Here is a 20,867-nt window from a genome sequence, read left to right as displayed (position 1 = left end):
GGAGGCGCGAACATGTCCCAATCGTCTATTTCTGCAGCGTCCTCCGCCAACGCCGCCCGCCGTGGCAGTGCCACCTCGCGACGGGTGCTGATTGGCCTGGGCTGGCTGATTTTCGCCCTGTTCCTGCTGTTGCCGTTGTTCATCGTGGTGTCCCAGGGCTTGAAGCTGGGCATCGGTGCGTTCTTTGAAGCGATCTTCGAACCCGATGCTTTGTCGGCGTTGAAGCTCACGGTGATCGCGGTACTGATTTCGGTGCCCTTGAACCTGGTGTTCGGGGTCAGTGCCGCCTGGTGCGTGAGCAAGTACTCGTTCCGTGGCAAGAGTATTCTGGTGACCCTGATCGACCTGCCGTTCTCGGTGTCGCCGGTGATCGCCGGCCTGGTCTATGTGCTGATGTTCGGCGCCCAGGGCCTGTTCGGCCCGTGGCTTTCGGATCACGACATCCAGATCGTCTTCGCCTTGCCCGGTATCGTCCTGGCCACCATCTTCGTCACCGTGCCCTTCGTCGCCCGTGAGCTGATCCCGCTGATGCAGGAGCAGGGCACCCAGGAAGAGGAAGCCGCCAGGTTGCTGGGGGCCAATGGCTGGCAGATGTTCTGGCACGTCACCGTGCCCAATATCAAATGGGGCCTGATCTACGGCGTGGTGCTCTGTACCGCCCGGGCCATGGGCGAATTCGGTGCGGTATCGGTGGTGTCCGGGCACATCCGTGGGGTCACCAACACCCTGCCGCTGCACGTGGAAATCCTCTACAACGAGTACAACCACGTGGCCGCCTTCGCCGTCGCCAGCCTGTTGCTGATCCTTGCGCTGTTCATCCTGCTGCTCAAGCAGTGGAGCGAATCCCGAATCAACCGCCTGCGCGCCAGCGCCGCGGAGGAATAAGTCATGTCGATCGAAGTCCGTAACGTCAGCAAGAACTTCAACGCCTTCAAGGCGCTGAACAGCATCAACCTGGATATCCACAGCGGCGAGCTGGTGGCGTTGCTCGGCCCGTCCGGCTGCGGCAAGACCACCCTGCTGCGGATCATCGCCGGCCTGGAAACCCCGGACGACGGCAGCATCGTCTTCCACGGTGAGGACGTTTCCGGCCACGACGTGCGTGATCGCAACGTCGGTTTCGTGTTCCAGCACTACGCCCTGTTCCGCCACATGAGCGTGTTCGACAACGTTGCCTTCGGCTTGCGCATGAAGCCCAAGAACCAGCGTCCCAGCGAGAGCAAGATCGCCGAGAAGGTCCATGAGTTGCTGAACATGGTGCAACTGGACTGGCTTTCCGATCGCTACCCGGAGCAACTGTCCGGCGGCCAGCGCCAGCGTATCGCCCTGGCCCGCGCCCTGGCGGTGGAACCCAAGGTGCTGCTGCTGGACGAACCCTTCGGCGCCCTCGACGCCAAGGTGCGCAAGGAGCTGCGACGCTGGCTGGCGCGGCTGCACGAAGACATCAACCTGACTTCGGTGTTTGTCACCCACGACCAGGAAGAAGCCATGGAGGTGGCGGACCGCATCGTGGTGATGAACAAGGGCGTGATCGAACAGATCGGCTCCCCGGGGGAGGTCTACGAGAACCCGGCCAGCGACTTCGTCTACCACTTCCTCGGTGACTCCAACCGCCTGCACCTGGGGGAGGACAACCACGTGCTGTTCCGTCCCCACGAAGTGTCGCTGTCGCGTTCGGAACTGGAAGACCACCACGCCGCCGAAGTGCGCGACATCCGTCCCCTGGGCGCCACCACCCGGGTCACCCTCAAGGTCGAAGGCCAGAGCGAACTGATCGAAGCCGAAGTGGTGAAAGACCACGACAGCCTGATCGGCCTGGCCCGTGGCGAGACCCTGTTCTTCAAGCCCAAGGTCTGGCAGAAACACTCCAGCCTCTGACTCCAGCCGGCACCTCCTGCGAGCCCCACGTCTCGCAGGGGGCTGGCTTGCCAGCGAAAGCGTCCGCCAGGTTTGCAGCCGGCTTGGGGGCCTCTTCGCCGGCAAGCCGGCTCCTACGGAGAGTGTGTCGCGTATCGACGGCGGGTGATGGCGTTCGGCTATTGCTGCTAGCTCGATTCGATCTATGGCCCGTCCCCTGGCCGCAACATTCCTTATCTACGCTGGAAATGGTGCCAGGAGGGCGCAATTGAAGAGTCCATGAAGGACCGGCGTTCTGTCTCCTGGCCAGCCTGATGCCAAGGAGACAAGCATGAAAAAGGAAGTCTATCGGCCCGGTCCGAGGTTCGGTTGTGCACTATGCGGTGCACTGCTCAGCCCTTTGGCCCTGGCGCTCGCGCCACCTGACCTGTCCTCGCGCATACCCTACGACGTCGCAGTGACCGCCCCTCCCGCACCGACCCTGGAAAGCCTGCAGCGGGATTTTGACGTGCTGTCCTGGCAGACCTTCATCGCCCTCAACTGGCCGGCCCAGGAAGACGGCAGTCCCGGCACTGGCCCCATCGGCAAGGAGGACGGCCCCACCGTCTGGGAAGGCTGGAAAGAGAGCTATCAGATCTTCCGGGCCAAGGGCGAGAAGCCCTTGGCCTGGGATGCCCCGGCGATCCTTCCCAAGCCCTGTGAGGGGCTCAAGTCCGGGCGCCTGCTGCAACAGATGGGCAAGGTCGCGGGTGTCCTCGACGAATTCATCCAGCCGTTCCAGAGCGGCCCGTTGGTGGACCAGAGCGGCACCTACACCCGCAACGAAATCGTGGTCAACCGGCCGATGTTCAACGATATCGTCGACAAGGGCCTGTACAGCGTCCAGGGCCAGCAGGCGTATTTCGCCGCCAGTCCGAACAACCGCGTGGCCTTCAGTTGCAGCTCCAGTCCCCACCAGAAGCTCGGCGCAATCATGGTCAAGGCCTCGTGGAAGGTGCTGGACGGCAACGACCAGCGCAGCCGCTTCCATACGGTGGACGCCCTGGTCTATACCCCCGGCAACAGCGATCCGACCCATGGGCCCATCGTGGAAGAGTCGTGCAAGGCCGAGTCGGTAGGACTGGTGGGCCTGCACATCGTGCACAAGACCGCGCTGGCGCCGCAGTGGGTCTGGTCGACCTTCGAACACGTGGACAACGTGCCGGAAAAAACCACCCCACCGGAGCAGCGCAAAGGTCCGTACCTGTTCTACAACGCTGCCAGCCCGGCCAAGGTCAACGAGCCGCCGCCCCGGCCCTGGAACCCGGCGGTCAAGGCCACTCCGTCGCAGATCGTCCGCGACATCCCGCTGACCGAGGCCGCCAAGGCGCTGAACAGCACCTACCAGGCGCTGCTGCGCACGGCCAATCCTCAGAGTGTCTGGGCCAACTACCAGATGATCGACACTCAATGGCCCGCCGATCCGGCCCCCGACTGCGAGACGCCGTCGCCGACCAATCCCCTGGGCAGCCCAGCCCCGACCTTCCTCGCCAACGCCACCCTGGAAACCTTTATCCAGGGCACGGTGCCCCAGGCGTCCTCCAGTTGCATGGACTGCCACAACAACGCGACGACCCGGGTCACCCAGAACCCCCGCACCACTTTCGCCGACTTCACCTATCTGTTGGAGCGTGCCCAATCCACTGGCGCCGCAGGGAGCAAACCATGAGCACCGAGCGTGAGAACTTTGTCGGCCTGTCCTCGGCGTTGCTGGGGATCGGCACGGCCTTGCTGGCGCCGTCGATCGACCCCATCGACCTGCCCAGCCAGTTTCTGGCCTATATCCGCCCGAAGATGACCGAGGCCCAACTCAATGACCTGCTGAGCCAATACGCCGGCCTGGTGGCCGACCAGCAGAGCCCGGAACAGATCGCCCGGGCGTTGCTGATGAGCAACGGCCAGCCGGCGGCCACACCTGCGGCCAAGGCCTGTCGTTCGATCATGAAAATGTGGCTGCTGGGGGTCTGGTACCAGCCTTATGACGCCAGCAGCTTCAAGGCCGGGCAACAGTGGGTCGTGTCCGACCTGGCGTACCAGCAAAGCTGGGCCTGGAAGGCCGCCCAGGCCCATCCCATGGGCTACAGCCAGTTTCATTTCGGCTACTGGAACGAGACGCCGCCGAGCCTGGAGGCCTTTACCGGTGTGCCCGCCAAGGGGCAGCAAGGAGCTTCGTCATGAGCACAGAACAAGCGGATGTGGTGATAGTCGGCGCCGGCCTGGCCGGCAGCATCATCGCCTATCAACTGGGTCTGGCCGGGATCAAGGTCCTGGTGCTGGAGTCCGGGCCGAGCATTCCGGCCAATCGCACGCAATACATGGAGCGCTTCTACAACGCCACCCTGAAGACCCCGGAGTCGCCCTATCCTCCGGCCAGCAACCTGCAGCCGCAGCTTTATCCGGAACTGCAGCCGGCCCAGCAGAATGCGCCACGGCCGACCATTGCCGACCTGATCAACGGCTGGCAGAACCCACAGACCAGTTACCTGGTGCAGAAAGGCCCGCTGGCCTTCACCAGCACCTATGAGCGTGTGGGCGGCGGCACCACCTGGCACTGGGTCGCCACCTGCCTGCGCATGCTGCCCAATGACTTTCGCCTCAAGTCGCTGTACGGCGTCGGGGTCGACTGGCCCATCGGCTATCAGGATCTGCAAAGCGCCTACTGCCGCGCCGAGGCGGAGATCGGCGTGGCGGCGGATGTGGGTGACCAGGACTACCTGGGCATGACCTTTCCCGAGGACTACCAATTCCCCATGCACAGCATTCCTCTGTCCCTGGTGGACGAGCGTTTCGTCAAGGCGCTCAAGGGCCATTCGTTCGCCGGCATGCCGCTGCTGGTGAGCCCGACGCCGGCCGGGCGCAACTCCGAGCCCTACGCCGGGCGCCGGGTCTGTGCGGGCAATACCAACTGCACGCCGATCTGCCCGATCCAGGCCAAGTACGACGCCACGGTGACCCTGAACAAGGCCTTGGAGACCGGCAATGTTCGGGTGCTGTACAAGAGCGTGGCGAGCAAGGTCCGGGTCGATGGCAAGTCCAGCATCAGCGGTATCGAGTTCATCCAGTACCAGCTGGGGGACGGCCCGCCCACCGCCAATGGCGTGGCCCTCGGGCAGCACTATGTGATCGCCGCCCACGCCATCGAGACCCCCAAGCTGTTGCTCAACTCAGCCTGTCCCGAGGCACCCAATGGCGTGGCCAACAGCAGTGGCCAGGTCGGGCGCAGCCTGTCGGACCACCCGATCTACCTGGCTTGGGGGCTGATGCCGCCGGGGCAGACGGTGTTCCCTTATCGTGGGCCGGTGTCCACGGCGGGCATCGAGAGCCTGCGCGATGGGGCCTTTCGCAGCCGCCGGGCGGCCTGGCGCATTGAGATTGGCAACGAGGGCCTGAACTGGCCGATCGGCGATCCCTACACCACGGTGTGCGACCTGATCGACGGCCAGAACAACAGCCACACCAACCCGTTGCCGGGGGACAAGCATGATCCCCAGGCGTTGTTTGGAGCGGACCTGATCCGTGCCCTCAACGACCGCCTGATCCGCCAGTTCCGCATTGCCTTCCTGGTGGAACAGGTGGAGAAGGATCCGGATCACGCCGACTGCTACATCCTGCCTTCCACCGAGTACAAGGATCGCCTGGGTATCCCCCGTCCGGAGATTCACTACGACCTGTCGGACTACACCAAGGAGGGTTTCAAGCAGGCCCGGCAGGCCGCCACCTACATCATCACCGAGCTGCTGGGGGCTACCGAACTCACTGATCTCAAACCGACACGGGAGAAGAACCCCGGGTTCTTCATCTACGATGAAGAGCCCTACAGCTTCCAGGGGGCCGGGCACCTGATGGGCACTTATCGCATGGGCACCGACCGCAAGTATTCGGTGGTGGACAAGCATCAGCGCAGTTGGGACCACCCCAATCTGTTCCTGGTGGGAGACGGGGTATTTCCCAGCAGCGGCACGTCCAATCCGAGCCTGACCATCGCCGCGCTGTCGTTCCAGGCCGCCGACGTGCTCGCCAACGAGCTCAAGGCCAGTACGCTGACGGTCCAGGCCAATCAGCCTTGGCAAGGCACCGGGGTGCAACTCAATGGGATCAGTGCGCAGCGGGTGCGCTACGTCAGTGGGCACTGGTCCGCCAGTCCGGCGGGGGGCATGGTGGACGGCCAGGGTAATCCGGCCTACATCGCCAAGTCCGGCTATACCTTGCCGGGGGCCAGTGAGGGGGCACTGATCGGCCGCGTCGGGAGCGCAGGCACGCCCTTTCTGATCGGCGATCTGGCGCAGATTCCGGCGGGCCAGCGCGGAGAGTTGCAGCTGTGCATCAATGACGACCTGGACGGACGTTACGGTGTCGGCCTGCAGGACAACCAGGGCGCACTGACGGTGCGAGTGGAGTTTGGCGGTTTGTGACCCATCCTGGCCGGGTGTGCAGTCGGCACGCCTGGCCGGGGACTTCAGATCATGGCTTTTTTCTGGCGCAGGGCCACGGGACCCGAACGCTGCTCGATGGCCTGTTTCAAGTCATGGCGCAGCCCCAGCAGGAACGCCAGTTCGGCCACCACGAACAGTGGGCCGACGATCAGGCCCGACAGATCATCGACAAAGGCCGGCTTGCGACCCTCGTAGTAATGGCCGATGAACTGGATCACCCAGCCGATCACGAACAGGCCCAGGCCGCTGCTCAACCAGAGTCCGGTGCTTTGCGCTGCAAGCGCCTGCCCGGCCCAGACCGACAGGCCCATCAGCACACTCATCAACACCCCCAGGCGCAACTCCAGGCGCAGGTAGAACACGGCCGAGGCCAGGGCCAGCAGCACGGCCGGCGACACCACCATCCCCGCCAGTGGCCAGGTGGGCCGGGACAGCAGCACCGCCACTGCCACCACGATCATGGGAATGCCGATAAAGTGGCTGGCGATATTGCGCGGGTCGCGGTGGTAGGCGGCGTATTGACTGAGATGATCAACGAGGCTTTTCATTGTTGTTCCTCCGTTAGGGTGGCTGGATCATGCCCGGCCACCGATCACGGCACTGTCAGCTAGGCGACAATCACGCCGATGCCTTGAGGAAAAGACCTGTTCATGGACATGCAGCAGTGGCGTGAATGCCTGATGACCGGCCAGTGGTTCAGCCACCTGCCGGATTCCTTACAGAATAGTTTGCTCGCCGGTGCCCGCCTGCGCCGCTTGGCGCCGGGGCAATGCCTGTTCCTGCGGGGTGATCCGCCTTGCGGTTTGTACGCGGTGCTGGAAGGGACGGTACGGGTGGGAGCGGTCAGCGAACAGGGCAAGGAAGCCTTGCTCAGTCTGATGCAAGCGCCCCACTGGTTTGGCGAGATCTGCCTGTTCGACGGCCAGCCGCGCACCCACGATGCCTATGCCGAGGGTGCTTGCACCTTGCTTCAGGTGCCGCAGTCGACCTTGTTGCAACTGCTGGAGCAACAGCCGCAGTACTGGCGCCAGTTTGCCCTGTTGATGAGCCACAAACTGCGCCTGGCCTTCATCAACCTGGAACAGCTGAGCCTGATGCCGGCGCCGGCCCGTGTGGCCAGTCGCCTGCTGGCGATCGCTGCCGGCTATGGCGAAGTGGCCCAGCGCCGCAACCTGCTGCAACTGCCCCAGGAGCAACTGGCGCTGATGCTTTCGCTCTCGCGCCAGACCACCAACCAGATCCTCAAGGACCTGCAGAACCAGGGCATCCTGCGCCTGAGTTATGGCGAGATCGAAATCCTCGACACCGACCGCCTGCGCGCCCTCGCTGGCCCCCCGTAGGCGCGGGCTTGCCAGCGAAGGGGCCCTCAAGACCGCCTTCGCCGGCAAGCCGGCTCCTACAAAATCCCCCGCGATGTCTCTGCCTACCGTAGGAGCTGGCTTGCCAGCGAAGAGGCCCTCAAGACCGCCTTCGCCGGCAGTCAGCTCCTACGAACCACGATAGGTCGAGAATCCATACGGGCTGAGCAACAACGGAATGTGGTAATGCTGCTCGGTCTGCTTGACCTCGAAGATCACCGGAATTTCCGGAAAGAAGGTCTCGCGCTTGGCCTGCTTGAAGTATTCACCGGTCTTGAACACCACCCGATATTCGCCAGCAGTCAGGGCCTGGCCCGCGGGAAACAGCTCGCTGATCCGCCCCTGCTCGTTGGTCACACCGCTGGACAAGGCTTTCCAGTCCTGGCCCACATGCTGCTCCAGGGTCACCTTGACCCCCGGCGAGGGCAAACCGTTCTCCAGGTTGAGCACGTGCACGCTCAAGGGATTGCCCGCCGCCAAGGCCAGGCTCGACAGACCGCAGAGGCCGACAGCGGCCAGGCCATTACGCAAAAAGTTCATGAAAGACTCCTCAGTGCATTGATCAAAAAAACAACAACCCGGCGCGCCTCACAGTGCGGCACGCAAACCGACTTTCTGCGCCGCCTTGAGCGCACATTCCTCGTCCTGCGCGGCCCCCCCGGCACCGGCAATCCCTATCGCGCCCACCAGCTCCTGGCCGGCGAACAACGGAATGCCGCCACCGAGCAACAACAGCTCCGGCAAGGTATTGAGATTGGCCGCGTCGGGGTTATTGCGCGCCCGTTCGGCGAACAGCCGGCTCGGGGTCTTGGTGGACAGCGCGGTATAGGCCTTGCGCTGGCTGGCGACGGTGTTGTGCGGGCCTACGCCATCGCTGCGCAAGGTCACCAGCAGGTTGCCGCCTCGGTCCAGGACCGACACCACGGCCGTGCACTGGGCCAGACTGGCGTCTGCCAACTGACGGGCGGTGGCCAGGTCCAGCTCGGTGTGACGGGGCAGTTCCAGGGCGGCCAGGGCGTTGCCGGCAAGGCCCAGACCAAGGCCCAGACCAAGACTTAGAACAAGGGTTTTGCAGATCATGGGAAGGTTCCGTAAAGACAGGCCGCCACCTTAGCCAGCCGTCCTCGTCAGAACCTCGTCAGTTGGATTACAAGTTTGTAATGGGCAAGCGCGCCACAGGCGCCTAGCCTGTGCCGATCATTCCCGAGGTGCACCATGCGTTTGCTGGTAGTTGAAGACGAAGCCAAAACCGCGAATTTCCTTGCCAAGGGGCTCGGAGAGTCCGGATTCGCCGTGGACGTGGCCCTGAACGGCCTGGACGGGCGCTATTTCATCGAGCAGCAGGAATACGACCTGATCATCCTCGACGTGATGCTCCCCGGCCTCAACGGTTGGCAGTTGCTGCAGTTGATCCGCCAGCGCGGCGCCACCCCGGTGCTGTTCCTCACCGCCAAGGACGCCATCGAAGACCGGGTCCGTGGCCTGGAGCTGGGCGCCGACGACTACCTGCTCAAGCCCTTCGCCTTTGCCGAGCTGCTGGCTCGGGTCCGCACCCTGCTGCGCCGCGGACCGCTGCGTGAAGCCGAATCCTTCAGCATCGCTGACCTGGAGATCGACGTGCTGCGCCGTCGCGTCAGTCGCGGCGGCCAGCGCATCGCCCTGACCAACAAGGAATTCGCCCTGCTGCACCTGTTGGCCAGCCGCCAGGGTGAAGTGCTGTCGCGGACCCTGATCGCTTCCCAGGTGTGGAACCTGAATTTCGACAGCGACACCAACATGGTGGAAGTTGCGGTGCGGCGCCTGCGGGCCAAGGTCGACGATCCCTACATGCCCAAGCTGATCCACACCGTGCGTGGCGTCGGTTACCAGCTGGAAGCCCCGGATGCAGCGCTCTAGTTCCATTGCCTGGCGGTTGGCCCTGTCGTTTGCCGCCGTCTGCGCCCTGGTGCTCAGTGGCATCGGGGTGTTTCTCTACCGCTCCCTGGCCGGGGAGATCGCCTACCGTGACGATCTCGCCCTGATGGGCCGTCTGGAACAGGTACGCGCCTTGCTCCAGGACAGTGACAGCCTCGATGCCCTGCAAGCCCGGCCGCGGCTGTACCAGAACATGCTGGGCAATCAGCAGAGCCTGTTGCTGGTGCTGCGGGCCGATGGCTCGACAGTGATCGGCATCAATCCCCGACAACAGCACTTGCCCGAGTTGAGGCCGATTGCCCAGGAGCTGCGTCCGCAACGCGGGGATGTCAGCCTCTGGGCGGGCACCGATGAGGTCCCGGTGGCCCTGATCGCGGGCCAGGCCAACGGTCCCGAGGGCGAGGCCCTGACCGTGGTGGCCGGCAAGATCCTCAGCGAGCGTGAGCAGATACTCGCCAGTTACCGCCTGCGCTTGTACCTGGCCGTGGGGCTGGGGGCGGTGCTGGCGTTTGCCCTGGGGCTGCTGTTGTTGCGTCGCGGTTTGCTACCCCTGCGCCAGCTCAGCGAATCGGTACGCCAGATCGACCTGCGCAGTCTTGACCGACGCTTGCACACCACCGGCATCCCCGCCGAGTTCCATGAGCCGGTGCAGGCCCTGAATGCCATGCTGGCGCGCCTGGAAGAGAGCTTTCAGCGCCTGTCACAATTCTCCGCGGACCTCGCTCACGAGATCCGTACCCCCTTGCACAACCTGCTGGGCAGCAATGGCCTGGCCCTGAACCAGCCCCGCAGCGCAGCGGAATACCAGGAAGTGCTGGCCTCGAACATGGAAGAATTCGAACGGCTCACGCGCATGGCCCAGAACCTGTTGTTCCTGGCCCGTGCCGAACAGGCCGAGCAGGTGCTGGATCTGCGCCCGCTATCGCTGGCCGGGGTTGGCGCCGAGTTGTGCGACTACTTCGAAGCCCTGGCCGATGACCGACAGATCCGCCTGGAGAACGGCTTTTCCGGTGAACTGCGGGCCGACCAGCAACTGCTGCAACGGGCCCTGGGCAACCTGCTGGCCAATGCCGTGCGGCATGCTGATGCGGATTCTGTGATCCATCTGCGCCGTCGCAACGAACCGGGCTGGTGCTGGCTGCAGGTACACAACCAGGGCCCGGCGATTGCCCCTGAGCATCTGCCCCGGTTGTTCGACCGCTTCTACCGGGTCGATCCGTCCCGGGCCGAACCGGGAGATTCCGGCGGCCTGGGTTTGGCGATCGTGCGCTCGATCATGCTGCTGCATGGCGGCCAGGTGCGGGTGACCAGTGAGGCCCGGGCAACGGTGTTCGAACTGGGTTTCCCCGTTCTTTAACGGTGATCGGATCAGCTCCTCAGACTGCGTACCACACCGGTTTTCCAGGCCGCGCTCATGGCCTCGGCCATGCCCTTGAACGCGGGATGGGCAGCGCTATAGACCTGCATCTCGCCCATCGCCTGTGCCATGCCGTGCTCGACCTGTTGCAACAGTTCATGGCTGCGACCTTCGCTGAGGTTGCAGGCCGTGCGGGCGAAGCGCAGCAGCGCCTTGCGTTTGGGCCAGGCCTTGGAGCCTCCCAGCAATAGCGCCAGGCTGTCCGCCTTGATGTAGACCGAGGTGGTGACCAGATCAAAGGCCGGGGCCAGACTGACGGGTGCATCCACATCCGTGTCGGGGTACAGCACGCCGAAGTTCTTCAGATGAGCATCGCCATTTCTCAGTCCGGCCGACAACGCCACGATCTTGAAGAACGACTCCAGGGCCTGGTTCAGTAGAGGGGGTGAGACAAAGGCCTTGATCTGTTTCGCCGCGCCTTCGTAGGAGCCGTCGTACTTGGCCTTGGCCGGCCAGGCGTTGAGCACGCAGAAATCCTCGAAACCCAGGTAGCCCTGGGCGTTCAGGTCGAAACGTTTGACCACCAGGAACTGGCCATTCTGGCTGAGCTCGATCTGCGGTACTTGCAGGCCGGCATGCAGCGCCGCACGCATGCAGAAGAATTCGTTGGCGGCCAGGTGCGGGTATTGATCCGCGCGAAAAGCCTTCACCAAATGAGTGGCGCCGCGATGGGTCAGGCGTTCGACGCTGTTGGTGCTGTCGCGGATCAGGACTTTGGGCTGCACCCCGGAAACGCCTGAGTACTGGCCATAGGTCGCCAATAGATCCTCGAACAGGCCCTCGGCACCGTCATGCACCAACAGGTCCTCCAGGCTGGTTTCCGGCAGGGGGACCTGGGGTGATGGTGCTGTGCTGATGGCCACCCGGCCCAGTTGGTGCGGCCCCACGATCGATAGCAGGGCGAAATCATCGAAACCCCGCACCGCCTTGCTGAAACGGCGCAGTAGTTCATCACGCAGCGAGCCTTCCGGCAGGTGCATATCGAACACCGGTAGCAGGCCCCGGTCCCAGTCATAGCTCGCCAGGCGTGGCGGCATGGTCAGGGAGATCGCGTCACGGGGCGAGGTGCTTGCACTGTAGGTGAACACCGAATCCGCCTGTGCCTGACCACGGCCGAGGGTGCCCACCATCGTGTTGGCCACACGGATGTGCAGCCGCTGTTCCTCAGTCATGGAAATGCGCCTGTTTCAGGCCGTCCAGGGTCGGGCGTTGCCGAGGGCGGGGCACGGCGCTGAGCTCGTAGCCAAAACCATTGAGAATGGCTTCGACCTTGCGCAGGCCGATTTCCGTAATGGTGTTGTTTTCAATCCCCGAGATGGTGGCGCGGCTCATGCCGTACTGCTCTGCCAACGCTTGCTGCGAAAGTTTTCGCTCTTTGCGCAGGGTTCGGATCAGTTGTCCAAGGCTTTCCATGGGCGCTATTCCGCATCATATACAGTGCTTTTTTAATAAAAATTCTCTAATGCATCATATTTGATGCATTTTTTAGTGTAGGCCAGGTGGGCGTTTCGCGACGACTTTTGTGGGGGACGTTTTCATCGGCCGCTTCGACTGCCGGCGCAGGGGCTCAACGCATCCCATCCCGGAACTGCCCCGGGGTCATTCCGGTCCAGCGCTTGAATGCCCGACTGAAGCTGCTGGCGTCGGCAAAGCCCAGCAGGTAGCTGATCTCGCTCAGGGAGCATTCCAGGTCCCGCAGGTGCAGCAGGGCGAGGTTCTCCCGGCATTCATTGAGCAGGGTGTCGAAACGCGTGCCTTCATCTGCCAGGTGCCGCTGCAGGCTGCGCAAACTCAGGTGCAGGGCCTGGGCCACCCGTTCCGCGGAGGGTTCGCCTTCCGGCAATTGGGCTTCGATCACTCCGCGGACCTTGCGCTCCCAGGTCAGGGGGCGCAGTTGCAACAGGGTGCGCTTGAGCACGGCTTCGTTGTGCTCGGCCAGTTCCGGGTTGGCGTCGTCCAGATGGCTGTCGAAATCATGCAGGCCGAATTCCAGGCAGTCGTCGGCCGCGGCAAATTGCACCGGGCAACGAAACACCTTGTGCCATTGGCTGGGGTCCTCCGGGGCGGGGCGCCGCAGTTGCACGGCGAGTGGCGCGTAGTCGCGACCCAGGCGGTTGCGGCAGGTGCGCACGTAGATCGCGGCAAAGGCGTCGATGGCCTCGAAGGCCGGTTGCGGCGAGCCTTCCGGCACCTTGAGGAAGAACCGGTAGCGGTCCGCTTCCCGGGTCAGGGCCAGTTCCAGGGCGTCGCTGACCACCTGGTGATAACGCACGATGCGCTCGAAGACTTCCCGCAGGCTGCCGCTGGCCACCAGGGCGTAGCCCAGGGCATGGAAGGTGGTGGGGCTGACAAAACGCGAGACTCGCAGGCCAATGGCCGGATCGCCGCTGGCCTTGACTGCGAGATGCCACAGGCGGGTGGTGGCCGACAGCGGGTAGCGGGCGTTGGGGTCGTCCATCAATTGCGGGTCGAGTCCGGCCTCGCGGCACAGCGCGCCGCTGTCGAGGTCGAGGGCGTCCAGTTGCTTGCGCAAGGCGCGGGTCCAGCTGGCAAGGGAAGTGGCTTCGGTCATGCGATTGGCGCGTCCGGTCAACAGGTTGGCGTTTACGGCTAGCGCCCGGAGCCGGGGCCCGGGGCAGGATGCACACATCACTGATCAGAGGATGGAATCATGCAAGGTACTTGCGCAAGCCCCGAACGGATGAACGCACAACAGCGAGCCGCGCATATCCGCCAGGTAGTCTTGGCCCGGGGCGATGAATTGCGCCAGCGCTTCCCCGTGTTGCGGCATCAGGACGCCCTGGGCGCTGGGGTTCTGGTATTTGCCCTGTCCGGGATGCTGGGGGCAGCGGCGCTCTATGTCGGCGGTTACCTGGCCGGTTGGGCCTGCCTGCTGCTCAATGCCTTTTTCGCCTCGCTGACCCACGAGCTGGAACACGACCTGATCCACAGCATGTACTTCCGCAAGCAGCGCCTGCCCCACAACCTGATGCTGGCGCTGGTCTGGCTGGCGCGGCCGAGCACCATCAACCCTTGGGTGCGGCGTCATCTGCACCTGAATCACCACAAGGTGTCGGGCAGCGAAACCGATATCGAGGAGCGCGCCATCACCAACGGCGAGCCCTGGGGCATCGTCCGGCTGCTGATGGTGGGGGACAACATGATGGCGGCTTTCATCCGCCTGCTGCGGGCGCCGGGGGCCAAGCGCAAGCTGGGCATCCTCAGCCGTACCCTGGCGGTGTACGCGCCGCTGGCATTGCTGCATTGGGGCGCCTGGTATGTGTTCCTCGGCTTCCACGGGGCCAATGGCGTCGCCGCGTTGCTCGGCAGCCCGATCCAGTGGTCACAAGACACCTTGGCGCTGATGCACTACATCGATATCGCCGTGGTGGTGATCATCGGTCCCAACGTGCTGCGCACCTTCTGCCTGCATTTCGTCAGCTCCAACATGCACTACTACGGCGATATCGAACCGGGCAACGTGATCCAGCAGACCCAGGTGCTCAACCCCTGGTGGATGTGGCCGCTGCAGGCCTTCTGCTGCAACTTCGGCAGCACCCACGGCATCCATCATTTCGTGGTCAAGGAACCCTTCTACATTCGCCAGCTGACGGCATCGGTGGCACACAAAGTGATGGCCGAGATGGGGGTGCGCTTCAATGATTTTGGCACCTTTGCCCGGGCCAACCGTTTTACCCGTGAGGAGCAGGCGGCGCCGCAAACGGCGCATAAGGCCCGGGCCTGAGTGGGCATACCCTCTTCTGGTTAAATATCCAAGGATCGATAACGTTAAGCCAAGGTAACGTGGCGCCGGGAACAGACCAGTGCCCGTGGATGGGCATCGACAGGGAGAGGGTATGAACAGTGCGGTAAGGCTATTGATTGCCGGTGCCTTGATGAGTGTGGGCAGCCTGTCGCTGGCCGACTCGGTGGCAACTGGCAGCGACGAGGCGCTGGCGCTGAGTATCTTGAAGCATCTGGAAGTGAACGGCTTTCGCAATTCCTTAAGGCCGAGGCACTACCCGGACGGCACCACGCTGGGCCAGACGCCCTATCGGGTCTACGAGAAGGATGCAGGCGCCGAGGGCAGTTACAGCGCGGTAGATGAAGAACAAAGCTGGATCTACAGCGTCAGGGTGATGGAGCGGGGGAGCCAGGGCATCACCATCTGTTTTGTCGACCAGAACCTGCACGGCAGCTACTTGTTCGCTTCGCCGTTGCTGGTCAAGAAAAACCGGGCGGGGCATTACGTCGTGGTCAAGGAGCTGCCGACAACCCCGGCCTGCGCCATCACCCGAGGCTGAGGCCTGCGCCATGGCACAGCCCGCTCCTCCACAAGCGGGCTCCTCCAGGTGCCGGTTCATAGACAAGCCGGTTCCCACAGGGTCAGTCCGGCTGGAACGGCGATTCGCTGAGGATCACCCCGGTTTCATCCACATAGCGCTGCCATTCCTCCAGCAGCGTGCGCAGTTTTTCCGGTTGGCGCTGGGCCAGGTCGTGAATCTCCCCCGGGTCCTGGCCCAGGTCATACAGTTGCCAGGTCGCCGGGCCCACCGGCCCGGGGATGTACACCGCCTTCCACTGGCCCTGGCGAATCGCCCGGCGGCCGAACAGTTCCCAGCCGGTCACCGTGTGTTCGTCATGCACCCGGGCGGTCTCGCCGGAGAGGAAACCCAGCCAGGACTTGCCCCGCAGTGGCGCCACATCGCGCCCGCGCCAGCGCTTGCCGGGGTGGCGCACGCCGGCCAGGTCGAGCAGGGTCGGGGCGATGTCCATCACCGTGCCGAAGCCATGGCTGATCTGCCCCTTGAGCGGCAACTGCGGGTAGTGCAGCAGCGCCGGCACACGAATCCCGCCTTGGGTGGTGAAGGCCTTGAACAGCCGTGACGGCGCCGTGGCGGCCTGAGCCCAGGCCGGGCCGTACCAGACGTAGGAGTTGGCCCGGCCGATGTTCTCCAGGCGGTTGTCGTAGTGCTGGTTGAGGTAGGTCAAAAGCTCCGGGCCGAACTTGGGGAAGGCCTCCAGCAGCGCGCCTTCGGCGCCGTTATCGGACATGAACAGGATCAGGGTGTTGTCCAGCTGCCCCTGCTGGCGCAGGTAATCCACCACTCGGCCGATGTTCCAGTCCATGCGCTCGACCATCGCCGCATACACCTCCATGGCCCGTGCCGAAACCTGCCGCTGTTCATCGCTCAGGGCGTCCCATTCGGCGTTCAGATTGATCAGTGGGTGGGGCTCAACCTCGGCATCGATCAGGCCCAGGGCCCTGAGTCTTTCCAGGCGTTCCAGGCGTAGCACCTCGGGGCCGGCGTCATAGCGGCCACGGTATCTGGCGACGATGTCCTCGGGGGCCTGCAGCGGCCAGTGGGGCGCCGAGAACGGCAGATAGGCGAAGAACGGCCGGCTCTGGTCGCGCTCCTTGAGGTACTGCAAGAGCTTGTCGCCGAAGGCGTCGGAGGAATAGAAATCCGCCGGCAGTTCATCGATGAAACGGTCGTCCTCGATGTACAGCGCCGGAGTGGATTTCAGCAGCCCGGGGGTGTGTTCGTCGTAGGTGGGCTCGAAGCCGTAGTGGTTGGCCGCTCCTGGCAATAGCGAGAACGAACGCTCGAAACCCCGGGCATGGGGCGCGCGCTCTGCGGTCAGCCCCAGGTGCCATTTGCCGCTCATCAGGGTCTGGTAGCCGGCTTCGCGCAGCAGCTCCGGCAGGGCCACCACGCGGTCATTGAGGTAACCCTCGTAGCCCGGCTTGCCGATCAGTTCGGGGGTCAGGGCTTCGGCCATGGTGCCGATCCCGGCGATGTGATGGTCGGTGCCGGTGAGCAGCATGGAGCGGGTCGGCGAGCACGTGGGGGCGGTGTGAAAATCGGTCAGGCGCAGGCCGTTGAAGGCCAGGGCATCGAGGTTCGGCGTGGCGATCTCGCCGCCAAAGGCACCGAGGTCGGAGAAGCCCAGGTCGTCGGCCAGGATCACTAGAAAGTTGGGACGTTGCGGCATCGTGGCACTCCTGTTCAGCAAGCAATGAAGGTCAAGGGCAGGTCGCGGATCTGCACCGGCTGCGGCGCCTGGTAGTGATCATCGCTGGTGAGTTCGTGGAGCAGTTCTTCACGCAGTTGGTGGAAGTCGAAACTGCTGCGTTGGCGTGGGTGCGCCAACGCCACCTGGACCACACGCTTGATCCGTCCCGGGCGCGGCGCCATCACCACCACCCGGTCGGCGAGGAAGATCGCTTCCTCGACATCGTGGGTCACCAGCACCGTGGTGATTCTTGCCCGCTCGCGGATCGCCAGCAGTTCGTCCTGCATCTGCTGGCGGGTCAGGGCATCGAGGGCGCCGAAAGGTTCGTCCAGCAGCAGAATGCGCGGGCTGGCCACCAGCCCACGGGCAATGGCCACCCGTTGCGCCATGCCGCCGGAGAGCTGATGGGGATAGGCCCGGGTAAAGTCCTTGAGCCCTACCAGCTCGATGAAATCATCGATCCGCCGCTGGCGCTCGGCAGCGCTCAGGGGCTCGTTGACCAGGCCCAGGCCGATGTTCTCGGCGACGGTCAGCCAGGGGAACAAACGGTGCTCCTGGAACACGATGCCGCGTTCGCTGCCGATGCCACTGACGGCCTGGCCATCGACCCGGATCTCGCCGCGAAACTCGGTATCCAGGCCGATCAGCAGGCGCAGCAGGGTGGACTTGCCGCAGCCGCTGGAGCCGACGATGGCGACAAATTCGCCGTCGGCGATGTCCAGGTTGAATTCGCGGATCGCCTCCAGCTCGCCACCGACGACGGGGAAGCTCTTGCCCACGTGATTGAAGCTGACCAGGGGTGCGTTCATGCGTGTCTCCAGCGGGTGGCGCGGGTTTCGAGTTGTTGGCCCAGCAGGTTGAGCAGGGCCCCGGTAAGGCCCACCAGCAGCATGCCGGCCATGATCAGGTCCATGCGCAGCAGTTGCTGGGCGCTGATCATCTGGCTGCCGATGCCGCCGTTGGACGGCATGAAGTATTCCGCGCCGATGGTGCCCATCCAGGCGTAGATCAGGCTGATGCGCAGGCCGGCGAAAATCCCCGGCGCCGCGCCGGGCAGCACCAGGCGCCGCAAGCGCTGCCAGAGGTTCAGGCGCAGCACCTGGGCGGCCTCCGCCAGTTGTGGCGAAAGCTGGGCAACGCTGCGCTGGGTGGCAATGAACAACGGGAAGAAGGCAGCCAGGGCGACGAACACCCACTTGGCCAGTTCCCCCAGGCCGAACCAGGCGGTGAGCAACGGCACCCAGGCGAAAATGGCGATCTGGCGAATGGCGGCCAGGGTCGGGCCCAGCAGCCGTTCACTGAGGCGCGACAGCCCCAGCAGCAAGCCAAAGGCCAAGCCCAGTCCGCCACCCAGGGCCAGGCCGCCGAGGGCGCGGCCCAGGCTCAGGCCCATGCCTCCCAGCAAGCTGCCGTCCAGAAGACCGTCGACGGTGGTGGCGAGGACCGCCAGCGGGCTCACCAGGATGTTGGCATCGACCCACTGCCGATCGCTCGCCACTTGCCACAGGGCCAGCAAGGCCAGGGGCAGCAGCCAGGGTTGCAGGCGCTGCCAGCCTGCATAGCGCGGGCCACGGCGCAGTGCAGCGGTGGCCGGGTGCGGCCAGTGCACCAGCTGGCGATCCAGCCAGCCGATGCCGCGGTCCATGAACACCCCCAGCACGCCGATCACCAGGATGCACACGAAGACGATATCCAGCATGAACAGCTGCCGCGCCCAGACCATCAAGTAGCCGATGCCCTCGCTGGAGGCCAGCAGTTCCACCGCCAGCAACGAGGTCCAGCCGGTGGCCAGGGCCAGGCGTACCCCGGCCATGAACGCCGGTAGCGCGGCCGGCAGCACCAGGCGGCGGATCAGCAAGGCCGGGGGCAGGCGCAGCACTGCGGCGGCTTCCCGCAGTTTGGGCTGGGCATCACGCACGCCCACCAGGGTGTGCAGGGTCACGGGGACCACGATGGCCTTGATCAGCACCACCAGCTTGAGCACTTCGCCGATGCCGAAAAACACCATGAACAAGGGAATCCAGGCCAGGGTCGGGATCTGCGCCAGGGCGCCGAAGGTCGGGAACAGCAAACGCTCCAGGCGCCGGCTGAAGCCCAGGGCACCCCCCAGCAGGGCGCCGGCGGCGATGCCTGCCAACAAGCCCCAGGACAGCCGTTGCAGGCTGATTGCCAGATGGCTCCACAGCTCGCCGTGGGCCAGCTCCAGAGCACTGCTCCAGACCAGGGCCGGGGCCGGCAGGATCTGCTCGCTCATCCATTGATTGCGGCTGGCCAGCCACCACAGGACGAACAGGCTCAGGGGCAGCAGCCAGGGCAACAGGCGCTGATGGATTACGGTCCAGCCCGGGCGTCCATCGGACGGCGCCGCCAGGGGCAGGCTGAGCAGGGAAACACGGGCCATGGATGACCTCCGTCGTCGGGTACTGCATGGCGTTGGTCGATGCCGTAGGAGCTGGCTTGCCAGCGAATCAGCCCTTGCGGGCGATGCAGGGTTGGCGGGCCTCGTCGCCGGCAAACCGGCTTCTACGTGATATGCGTTTGCGATCTATTAAAATTTTTATCAATTCTATTAAGAGATAAGAGAAGCCATTTAAGGCTTCTAGCCGACACGCATCCAATGCATTTGAAGAATATTTTTCATGCATTTCATGCATGTCCCCGGGGACGCCCGTGACAACTGGTTTATTCAATATGGTTATTAAAATGTGAATTTATAGTATTTAAATGTTGATCGATTCCGTGCCTACCTTCTGCTCCTCACAGCCTTTGTCAGCAGGAGCCGCACCCATGAACCTTCCCTTCAAACGCGTCATCAGCTTGTTCGCCGCGCCGGCCCTGGCGGGACTGTTGGGCTGCCTGCCGCTGCTGGCCCAGGCCGCCGAGCTCAAGGAAATCCGCATCGCCGTGCCCGACCTCAGCGCCGGCACCCAGCACAGCGGTGGCGGGGTGGTGGATGTGCTGCGCCAGCAACAGATCTTTGAAAAGGCCTTTGCCGACCAGGGCATCAAGATCCAGTGGAATTTCTTCAAGGGCGCCGGGCCCGTGATCAACGAGGCCTTCGCCAACGGTCAGGTCGACCTGGCCTATCTCGGGGATCTGGCGGCCATCATCGGCAAGTCCAATGGCCTGGATACGCGTCTGCTCAGCGCCTCGGCCCGTGGGGTCAAGCACTACCTGGGCGTGGTGCCGGGCTCGGGAATCAAGACCCTGGAAGACCTCAAGGGCAAGCGTGTAGCGGTGTTCCGTGGCACGGCTACCCAGCTCTCGTTCGATGCGGCCCTGGCCAGCCGGGGCTTGAGCGAGAAGGACCTGAAAGTGGTCAACCTCGACTTCAACGCGGCGGTGGCGGCCCTGGCGGCCAAGCAGATCGATGCGTCCTGGGGCAGCACCGGGCTTTCGGCCCTGCGCAGCAAGGGGCTGGCTGAGCTGCCCCTGAGCACCAAGGACCTGGGCGGCGCCGGCAGCGTGCAGAGCGTGCTGGTGGGCGCCGGCAAGTTTGTCGACGAGCATCCAGAGGCCGTGGAAAAACTGCTCAAGGCTCAGCAGCAGGCCGTGCAGTGGCTGACCCAGGACAGCAACAAGGACGCCTATATCCAGCTGGTCTCGGGGCTGGCCAGTTACCCGCCGGTAATCTTGCAGGATGATTTGAAGGATCAGCGCTTGAGCGAGATCTTCCCTTCGACCCTGGACCCGGTGTTCCTTGGCAAACTGCAGGACTCGGTGGATCTGGCGGCCAAGGAACGGTTGATCCGCAAGTCCTTCAAGGTGGATGCCTGGGTTGCACCGCAGTTGGCCGCTGCCGGTCTTTGAGGTCGGCACCATTCGCCGGCA

The 20,867-nt window shown here is 64.1% G+C and carries 20 protein-coding genes; 11 read left to right on the top strand and 9 right to left on the bottom strand.

The window, feature by feature from the left end:
• Positions 1-12 precede the first annotated feature (12 nt).
• The 5 genes from cysW to FW796_RS16495 all read left to right on the top strand — a co-directional run bounded on the left by cysW (position 13) and on the right by FW796_RS16495 (position 6,308).
• Positions 13-885, top strand: coding sequence for a sulfate ABC transporter permease subunit CysW (gene cysW / locus FW796_RS16515; protein WP_346634050.1), 873 nt, complete (start codon positions 13-15; stop codon positions 883-885).
• Between the two features lie 3 nt (positions 886-888).
• On the top strand, positions 889-1,878 hold the full coding sequence (locus FW796_RS16510) for a sulfate/molybdate ABC transporter ATP-binding protein (protein ID WP_346634051.1): 990 nt from the start codon (positions 889-891) through the stop codon (positions 1,876-1,878).
• Positions 1,879-2,188: 310 nt separating this feature from the next.
• Positions 2,189-3,565 carry a cytochrome C gene (locus FW796_RS16505; protein WP_346634052.1) on the top strand — a complete coding sequence of 459 codons (1,377 nt, stop codon included), beginning with the start codon at positions 2,189-2,191 and terminating at the stop codon, positions 3,563-3,565.
• Entirely contained in the window at positions 3,562-4,074 is a 513-nt protein-coding gene (locus tag FW796_RS16500; protein ID WP_346634053.1) for a sorbitol dehydrogenase, read from the top strand. Before FW796_RS16505 ends, FW796_RS16500 begins: the two co-directional genes overlap by 4 nt.
• Positions 4,071-6,308, top strand: a complete 2,238-nt coding sequence (locus FW796_RS16495; protein ID WP_346634054.1) for a GMC family oxidoreductase — start codon at positions 4,071-4,073, stop codon at positions 6,306-6,308. Before FW796_RS16500 ends, FW796_RS16495 begins: the two co-directional genes overlap by 4 nt.
• 44 nt (positions 6,309-6,352) lie before the next feature.
• Here FW796_RS16495 and FW796_RS16490 read toward each other — a convergent pair whose 3' ends face one another.
• On the bottom strand, positions 6,353-6,877 hold the full coding sequence (locus tag FW796_RS16490) for an Mpo1 family 2-hydroxy fatty acid dioxygenase (RefSeq protein WP_346634055.1): 525 nt from the start codon (positions 6,875-6,877) through the stop codon (positions 6,353-6,355).
• 102 nt (positions 6,878-6,979) lie between these two features.
• Here FW796_RS16490 and FW796_RS16485 point away from each other — a divergent pair, with 102 nt between their 5' ends.
• The gene (locus tag FW796_RS16485; RefSeq protein ID WP_346634056.1) at positions 6,980-7,669 is read left to right on the top strand and encodes a Crp/Fnr family transcriptional regulator; all 690 of its coding nucleotides are present in this window, start codon (positions 6,980-6,982) and stop codon (positions 7,667-7,669) included.
• Positions 7,670-7,816: 147 nt separating this feature from the next.
• On the opposite strand, the gene uraH is transcribed toward FW796_RS16485, so the two are convergent.
• Together uraH and FW796_RS16475 are read right to left on the bottom strand one after the other, a co-directional pair.
• Complete coding sequence (gene uraH / locus FW796_RS16480) at positions 7,817-8,227, bottom strand: hydroxyisourate hydrolase (RefSeq protein ID WP_346634057.1); 411 nt, start codon at positions 8,225-8,227, stop codon at positions 7,817-7,819.
• 48 nt (positions 8,228-8,275) lie between these two features.
• On the bottom strand, positions 8,276-8,767 hold the full coding sequence (locus FW796_RS16475; RefSeq protein ID WP_346634058.1) for a GlcG/HbpS family heme-binding protein: 492 nt from the start codon (positions 8,765-8,767) through the stop codon (positions 8,276-8,278).
• 135 nt (positions 8,768-8,902) lie between these two features.
• Between FW796_RS16475 and FW796_RS16470 the strand changes: the two genes are divergently transcribed.
• Together FW796_RS16470 and FW796_RS16465 are read left to right on the top strand one after the other, a co-directional pair.
• Positions 8,903-9,583 (top strand): heavy metal response regulator transcription factor, encoded by a 681-nt coding sequence (locus FW796_RS16470; RefSeq protein ID WP_110722539.1) that lies wholly within the window; start codon positions 8,903-8,905, stop codon positions 9,581-9,583.
• Positions 9,570-10,958: a heavy metal sensor histidine kinase gene (locus FW796_RS16465; protein ID WP_446439585.1), complete on the top strand. Its 1,389-nt coding sequence runs from the start codon at positions 9,570-9,572 to the stop codon at positions 10,956-10,958. The genes FW796_RS16470 and FW796_RS16465 overlap by 14 nt, the downstream gene beginning before the upstream one ends.
• 11 nt (positions 10,959-10,969) lie before the next feature.
• On the opposite strand, the gene FW796_RS16460 is transcribed toward FW796_RS16465, so the two are convergent.
• The 3 genes from FW796_RS16460 to FW796_RS16450 all read right to left on the bottom strand — a co-directional run bounded on the left by FW796_RS16460 (position 10,970) and on the right by FW796_RS16450 (position 13,590).
• Positions 10,970-12,190 carry a type II toxin-antitoxin system HipA family toxin gene (locus FW796_RS16460; RefSeq protein ID WP_446439584.1) on the bottom strand — a complete coding sequence of 407 codons (1,221 nt, stop codon included), beginning with the start codon at positions 12,188-12,190 and terminating at the stop codon, positions 10,970-10,972.
• Complete coding sequence (locus FW796_RS16455) at positions 12,183-12,431, bottom strand: helix-turn-helix domain-containing protein (protein WP_346634061.1); 249 nt, start codon at positions 12,429-12,431, stop codon at positions 12,183-12,185. The genes FW796_RS16460 and FW796_RS16455 overlap by 8 nt, the downstream gene beginning before the upstream one ends.
• A 154-nt stretch (positions 12,432-12,585) precedes the next feature.
• Positions 12,586-13,590 (bottom strand): AraC family transcriptional regulator, encoded by a 1,005-nt coding sequence (locus FW796_RS16450; protein ID WP_346634062.1) that lies wholly within the window; start codon positions 13,588-13,590, stop codon positions 12,586-12,588.
• Positions 13,591-13,689: 99 nt separating this feature from the next.
• Here FW796_RS16450 and FW796_RS16445 point away from each other — a divergent pair, with 99 nt between their 5' ends.
• Entirely contained in the window at positions 13,690-14,763 is a 1,074-nt protein-coding gene (locus tag FW796_RS16445) for a fatty acid desaturase (protein ID WP_446439583.1), read from the top strand.
• 112 nt (positions 14,764-14,875) lie between these two features.
• Positions 14,876-15,322 (top strand): hypothetical protein, encoded by a 447-nt coding sequence (locus FW796_RS16440; RefSeq protein WP_346634064.1) that lies wholly within the window; start codon positions 14,876-14,878, stop codon positions 15,320-15,322.
• 82 nt (positions 15,323-15,404) lie between these two features.
• On the opposite strand, the gene FW796_RS16435 is transcribed toward FW796_RS16440, so the two are convergent.
• Genes FW796_RS16435 through FW796_RS16425 form a run of 3 tightly spaced genes read right to left on the bottom strand, consistent with a single transcriptional unit; the run spans position 15,405 to position 19,437 of the window.
• Positions 15,405-17,015 carry an arylsulfatase gene (locus FW796_RS16435; protein WP_446439582.1) on the bottom strand — a complete coding sequence of 537 codons (1,611 nt, stop codon included), beginning with the start codon at positions 17,013-17,015 and terminating at the stop codon, positions 15,405-15,407.
• Positions 17,016-17,029: 14 nt separating this feature from the next.
• Positions 17,030-17,845: an ABC transporter ATP-binding protein gene (locus FW796_RS16430; RefSeq protein WP_446439581.1), complete on the bottom strand. Its 816-nt coding sequence runs from the start codon at positions 17,843-17,845 to the stop codon at positions 17,030-17,032.
• Positions 17,842-19,437 carry an ABC transporter permease gene (locus FW796_RS16425; protein WP_346634067.1) on the bottom strand — a complete coding sequence of 532 codons (1,596 nt, stop codon included), beginning with the start codon at positions 19,435-19,437 and terminating at the stop codon, positions 17,842-17,844. Before FW796_RS16425 ends, FW796_RS16430 begins: the two co-directional genes overlap by 4 nt.
• Before the next feature lie 386 nt (positions 19,438-19,823).
• Between FW796_RS16425 and FW796_RS16420 the strand changes: the two genes are divergently transcribed.
• Positions 19,824-20,846, top strand: a complete 1,023-nt coding sequence (locus tag FW796_RS16420) for an ABC transporter substrate-binding protein (protein WP_346634069.1) — start codon at positions 19,824-19,826, stop codon at positions 20,844-20,846.
• Positions 20,847-20,867: the final 21 nt, after the last annotated feature.

This window comes from Pseudomonas sp. 910_21 (genome assembly GCF_052850735.1).
Note: the sequence above shows the minus strand (reverse complement) of the source record. Positions and strands in the feature narration are given on the sequence as shown.

Coding starts and splice junctions, on each gene's coding strand:
- cysW (WP_346634050.1), top strand. CDS start 13: ATGTCCCAATCGTCTATTTCTGCAGCGTCCTCCGCCAACGCCGCCCGC.
- FW796_RS16510 (WP_346634051.1), top strand. CDS start 889: ATGTCGATCGAAGTCCGTAACGTCAGCAAGAACTTCAACGCCTTCAAG.
- FW796_RS16505 (WP_346634052.1), top strand. CDS start 2,189: ATGAAAAAGGAAGTCTATCGGCCCGGTCCGAGGTTCGGTTGTGCACTA.
- FW796_RS16500 (WP_346634053.1), top strand. CDS start 3,562: ATGAGCACCGAGCGTGAGAACTTTGTCGGCCTGTCCTCGGCGTTGCTG.
- FW796_RS16495 (WP_346634054.1), top strand. CDS start 4,071: ATGAGCACAGAACAAGCGGATGTGGTGATAGTCGGCGCCGGCCTGGCC.
- FW796_RS16490 (WP_346634055.1), bottom strand. CDS start 6,877: ATGAAAAGCCTCGTTGATCATCTCAGTCAATACGCCGCCTACCACCGC.
- FW796_RS16485 (WP_346634056.1), top strand. CDS start 6,980: ATGGACATGCAGCAGTGGCGTGAATGCCTGATGACCGGCCAGTGGTTC.
- uraH (WP_346634057.1), bottom strand. CDS start 8,227: ATGAACTTTTTGCGTAATGGCCTGGCCGCTGTCGGCCTCTGCGGTCTG.
- FW796_RS16475 (WP_346634058.1), bottom strand. CDS start 8,767: ATGATCTGCAAAACCCTTGTTCTAAGTCTTGGTCTGGGCCTTGGTCTG.
- FW796_RS16470 (WP_110722539.1), top strand. CDS start 8,903: ATGCGTTTGCTGGTAGTTGAAGACGAAGCCAAAACCGCGAATTTCCTT.
- FW796_RS16465 (WP_446439585.1), top strand. CDS start 9,570: ATGCAGCGCTCTAGTTCCATTGCCTGGCGGTTGGCCCTGTCGTTTGCC.
- FW796_RS16460 (WP_446439584.1), bottom strand. CDS start 12,190: ATGACTGAGGAACAGCGGCTGCACATCCGTGTGGCCAACACGATGGTG.
- FW796_RS16455 (WP_346634061.1), bottom strand. CDS start 12,431: ATGGAAAGCCTTGGACAACTGATCCGAACCCTGCGCAAAGAGCGAAAA.
- FW796_RS16450 (WP_346634062.1), bottom strand. CDS start 13,590: ATGACCGAAGCCACTTCCCTTGCCAGCTGGACCCGCGCCTTGCGCAAG.
- FW796_RS16445 (WP_446439583.1), top strand. CDS start 13,690: ATGCAAGGTACTTGCGCAAGCCCCGAACGGATGAACGCACAACAGCGA.
- FW796_RS16440 (WP_346634064.1), top strand. CDS start 14,876: ATGAACAGTGCGGTAAGGCTATTGATTGCCGGTGCCTTGATGAGTGTG.
- FW796_RS16435 (WP_446439582.1), bottom strand. CDS start 17,015: ATGCCGCAACGTCCCAACTTTCTAGTGATCCTGGCCGACGACCTGGGC.
- FW796_RS16430 (WP_446439581.1), bottom strand. CDS start 17,845: ATGAACGCACCCCTGGTCAGCTTCAATCACGTGGGCAAGAGCTTCCCC.
- FW796_RS16425 (WP_346634067.1), bottom strand. CDS start 19,437: ATGGCCCGTGTTTCCCTGCTCAGCCTGCCCCTGGCGGCGCCGTCCGAT.
- FW796_RS16420 (WP_346634069.1), top strand. CDS start 19,824: ATGAACCTTCCCTTCAAACGCGTCATCAGCTTGTTCGCCGCGCCGGCC.